General features: G+C 36.9%; 3 protein-coding genes and 2 pseudogenes. 3 read left to right on the top strand and 2 right to left on the bottom strand.

The window, feature by feature from the left end:
• The coding region (locus tag ACKI4H_RS18440; protein WP_407308395.1) for a transposase at positions 1–179 on the bottom strand (179 nt) is incomplete at its 3' end.
• 80 nt (positions 180–259) lie between these two features.
• Positions 260–1,621, bottom strand: a pseudogene (locus ACKI4H_RS18445) (PAS domain S-box protein); the annotation flags it as partial.
• Between the two features lie 909 nt (positions 1,622–2,530).
• Here ACKI4H_RS18445 and ACKI4H_RS18450 point away from each other — a divergent pair.
• The 3 genes and pseudogenes from ACKI4H_RS18450 to ACKI4H_RS18460 form a co-directional block, all read left to right on the top strand.
• Positions 2,531–3,316, top strand: a complete 786-nt coding sequence (locus tag ACKI4H_RS18450; protein ID WP_407308391.1) for a MipA/OmpV family protein — start codon at positions 2,531–2,533, stop codon at positions 3,314–3,316.
• An 850-nt stretch (positions 3,317–4,166) separates the two neighbouring features.
• A pseudogene (locus ACKI4H_RS18455) lies at positions 4,167–4,366 on the top strand (hypothetical protein).
• A 211-nt stretch (positions 4,367–4,577) separates the two neighbouring features.
• Positions 4,578–4,810 (top strand): transposase (locus ACKI4H_RS18460; RefSeq protein WP_407308393.1); only part of this gene is annotated, 233 nt, incomplete at its 3' end.

Consider the following 4,810-nt stretch of genomic DNA (forward strand, 5'->3'; position numbering starts at 1 on the left):
CCACCATCCTGCATAAGTCTTTTCCATTTAAACAGCAAACTTGGTGAGATGCCATACTGTCTGGCAACAGAGGAAACGGATGAGCCTAGTTGCATGGTCATGGCGACAAACTGAGCTTTTTCCTGACCTGAATAACGTCGATGACGTTGAACTGATGTAATAACTTCAATACGTTCCATAGAACACTCCTTAACCCTAGTGCTATGACTAGGTCTTAATTGAGAAGTGTCCGTTTTAATTGGGGGCTATTACATGGTAAGCTATCGTGCTGTGCTTCAAAAGACTGCTTTAAAAAAAATTCAAAAGCTTTTTGATTAGGTAAACCAGTTAAATAATCATGGCTATGCTGATGCTTAATATATTCTTGATGAATACGTTGCTCGGTAATATCTTCCTGAATCCCCAGAAAATGGGTGCACTTGCCCTCTTTATCCAAGACAGGTCCCAAGGTTAAACGGCTCCAGAACCAGCTTCCATCCTTACAATAATTTTTTAGCGTGACCTGAACTTCTTTTCGTTCTATCACTGCTTGTTGGAGGATTAAAATCTGCTCTAGATCGCTATCGAAATCCTGTAAAAAATTGCAGTTTCGCCCCATGACTTCTTGTTCTGTATAGCCAGTTAGATTAAGGAATGCCGGGTTAACATAGACTATAAGCATTTCTTCAGATGCATCAGTAATGAATATACCGTTAGGACTCGCATCTACCCCCCGTTTTAATAGTCGTAAATTTTCCTGATTTTTTCGACGTGAGGTAATGTCGCGTGCTATACCAAATACGCCTGTGACTTTTTGATTTTGTTTAACAGGCAAATTTGTTAGATCAAGCCACAAGGTTTCTCCTGAAGCATGATAGATAGGAAGCTCATAATATTGAGCCTGACCTTGCAAAGCCTGTTTAAAGGCCGCGTTAGCTAATTCATGATATTCAGCAGGGATAAATGTGCAGTAATGCTGGCCCTGAATTTGATCTTCGGAAAAACCCGTGATTTCCCGGCAAGCGATATTGGTATTTAGAATATAACCCTGCATATCAAGCTCAAAAATGACATCAGGATGATAAGTATAAAATGAACTATATTTTTCGATCATCTCCAATCTTTTTTGGCGTTCATTATCCAGTTCAATTGCCAATGCAACTAAGGCCGCAGCTCGTTGTAAAAGCTGAATGTCAGGTTCGGTCGGTATTTTCAAGGTTCGGTAGTAAGTTGCAAAAGTTCCGTATAGAACTCCCGTTGCGCTGATGATAGGGATAGACCAGCAGCTGGCAATCTGTTCTGCATCCACCAAAGCACGACAAGATGCCCAATGGGGGTCTTCCATCACGTTATTACTAATTACCAGCTGACGCAGGACAGCAGCAGCTCCGCAGGTTCCCTGATTCAAGCTAATCTTTAATCCGTCGATGGCCATGCAGTACTGATCGGAAAAATGCTGTTGACCACTGACCAGTGTTAAAGTTTGCTCCTGTTCTGAGTAGAGCATGAGCGTGACAAGTGCATTTGAAATACGCGATTCAAGCCACTGGCTCACTGTATTTAAAATAAGCCTAAGGTCTGTATATTTACCAATGAGGTTCAAAATATGGGAGGTATCTTGATCATCATATTTTTTTTCCATTTGAATCTCAATCTTCCTTGGCTTTTCTCCATTTTAAACTGATTTCTAGCCTTATTCTTATAGGAAATTGGTATATATATTTAACTATGAGCGAATACTGTTAAATAAAATATTTTTGTAGATCTTCATTTATTTTATATAGGATCTAGCCTTTCCTCCCCCAAAATTTCGTTATTGGCCATTAAAAGTATCATGACGGATTGCAGCTTAGTTATCGGTAGTGCGCATGGTGATAAAGCCTTTACCCATCTCTAGAAAATTTTAGTGTAGTTCGATGATCGAGCCAGGACGGCAGGTTTAGATTTAACTGTTGAGGACATTGAACAATGTCTTCAACAGCATCAGAAATAGACCTATTAACGACGGCGGTAAATTTGTTTTAAGGTTTTTTGTTATTCTTATAGAACTTCACAAAAAATTCACTCTAGAATAATTATTCTTATAATTGAAATTTAAGCTATCACAGAAAGATATTTTCAAGTCACTCTTAGCCGAATTAATTACGGTGATACTTACTACATGTAAATGTAGTAAGTTTTTTATTGGATCTGTTTTTAAGGATGGTAAGTTAAATATAAAGTCAGATGAATCATTTTATTTTTTGGATTACTAAATCGGCATTTTGATTCTGATTTTTTCTTAGAGGTCGAGTGGGCGGTGAGTTATGTGCTCCTACTTATATTTTAATAAATAGAAAATATTATGATTTTACTGGCTTTTTAAATATAAATGGATAATCCATGGCATAAAATATAAGTCAGATTACCTTCTGAATATTTAACGGGTGAGGCTTATGGTTCATTAAAATATGATTGTGGTCCATCATTACATTCCACAATGAGAAATGTGACTTTTGCTAGAGGAAAATTTAAATTTCATTAATTTTTAAATTAATATATTGGATTAAACATGCTAAATAAAATTTTCTTATTCTCATTTTTTCTTATTCCTTTAAGTGCAATTGCAGATGAAAATCAGCCTGCCCTCAAAAAACCAACAGGCTTTAGCGCAGGCTTAGGTATTGTGGGAAGCAGCGGTCTATATATTGGTGAAGATACAAACCTCACCCCCATTCCCCTATTATCTTATGAAGGAGAGCGCTTCTTTTTACGTGGGCTTTATGGAGGAATGAAATTCTATAAAAATGAGTTATTCACCTTGAATGGCATCGTAAGCGTCAATATGAATAAACTGGATGTAGATGATTTAAATGAATCGAAACTGGCTGAAAAGAATTTAACTAAAATGCAATTAGAAGATCGCGATATCAGTGCTGATATTGGTTTAGAAGCGATAGTGAAAGCACCCTACGGCATTATTTCTGTGCACGCACTTCAGGATATTGGCAATGCCAGTGATGCTGCAGAATTAAAAGCTGACTATCAGTATTTTTGGAGATTAAATAATCAATGGACTGTTATACCAAATGTGGGAATGGAATGGTTGTCGGATAGCCGAGCGAATTATTATTACGGCACACTCGATCGTGAAGTTGCTCAGGGCGTAGCAGCATACAAACCTAATAGCCTCATTATTCCGTATCTTTCCTTAGGAGCAAGTTATACATTGAATCAAAAAATAAGAGTAACTTCTGCCGTAACCCATAAATTTTTACCCGATAAAATAGTTGATGGTCCCTTAATTGATAAAGATTCAATCACCAACTTCTTTATGGGAATTACCTATAAATTCTAAATTTATTTAAAATTAACATACTACCCCTATATACAAAATTAATATGGAGAGCATAGCTCTCATTTTTATCGAATATTCAGGATTAAATTGCTATAACTAAATTAACCGTTTGATAAAGGCTTTCTCGGTCTAGACATGTATCTTTAGATAGTAGAGTTAGCTTGGCCTCTTTATCCTATTGGTCCAGCAACAACCTATTTGTATTATTGATGTTCATCTGAGCCTTATTGAGAAAATATAGATAATAAAAAACCCCGACATCCTGCCAGGGTTTTTTATATTGGTTCACTCGGTATAACTCCTGTCGTACCTAACAATCCGTGTTCTGTATTTTCTTATCGTCACCTGGAGCATCCTGCTCTATATCCCCATCATAGGAAATAAGATTGATACCGTATAGGCGCAAAGGGCCGTAATTGATGTGAGCAAATGCGTACAATATCTGAAAACTATCCCGGTTTTATCCGCAGAAATTGTGGATATTTTTTAGCCTGGATAGACCAAGAATATTGAGGAAACCCCAATTTTGATTAAAAAGTAATCAATTTTACCGGAGGAATATATCAAACTGGTTCGTAAAAAATCTGACTTGTTTTTAAGTCGAATTCTGCTGATCTTTTAACTTTTGTTTTATACTAAATTTTTGATATTACAATATTATTTCAATTTCCTTTCCTCAAAGTTACATTATATTAAACAGGGGGGATTCTAATTGATTATTCATACATATGATTTGGAAAAACTTGCAGTTTTTTCTTCTGCTGTAACCTCTACCGACAGAGTGTCGAGTTGAGCTGCGGCAGATGTTTGTTGCAGTCGGGCCGCTATAACGCAAACCCAGAGCAGCTGTCTGTTTAATTTAAAGATTTCTAAAAAAGTCTCTGCTCAAGCTTTGAGCATAAAAATGATCTGGAACTGAAGCCTGAAATCCAATTGACGAATAAATATAAATCTTCTGACTCTCCATAGTACAAAGAAACCATCTTTTTAATTTTTAAAGAACGAGGTTATGCTTCTTTAGAAATAGGTCAACTCCTTAACTTGAAGTGATCGGGTGACTGAAATCAGATGATCAGCTACCCGCAAAACAGTGGGGTAAAGATAAGTCCTTGCAATTGTTATTATTTTGCCACGAATTTTTTTCAATTTTCCTTCAATAAACATTTTCCTCTTTATGACACTTACGCTGTAATAGCCCCCAATTAAAACGGACACTTCTCAATTAAGACCTAGTCATAGCACTAGGGTTAAGGAGTGTTCTATGGAACGTATTGAAGTTATTACATCAGTTCAACGTCGTCGACGTTATTCAGGTCAGGAAAAAGCTCAGTTTGTCGCCATGACCATGCAACCAGGCTCATCCGTTTCCTCTGTTGCCAGACAGTATGGCATCTCACCAAGTTTGCTGTTTAAATGGAAAAGACTTATGCAGGATGGTGGAGTCACTGCCGTGGAAGCCAATGATCAAGTTGTTAGCGTTTCTGACTATAATTC

This window comes from Acinetobacter sp., from assembly GCF_045628685.1.
In the GTDB taxonomy this organism is placed as follows: domain Bacteria; phylum Pseudomonadota; class Gammaproteobacteria; order Pseudomonadales; family Moraxellaceae; genus Acinetobacter.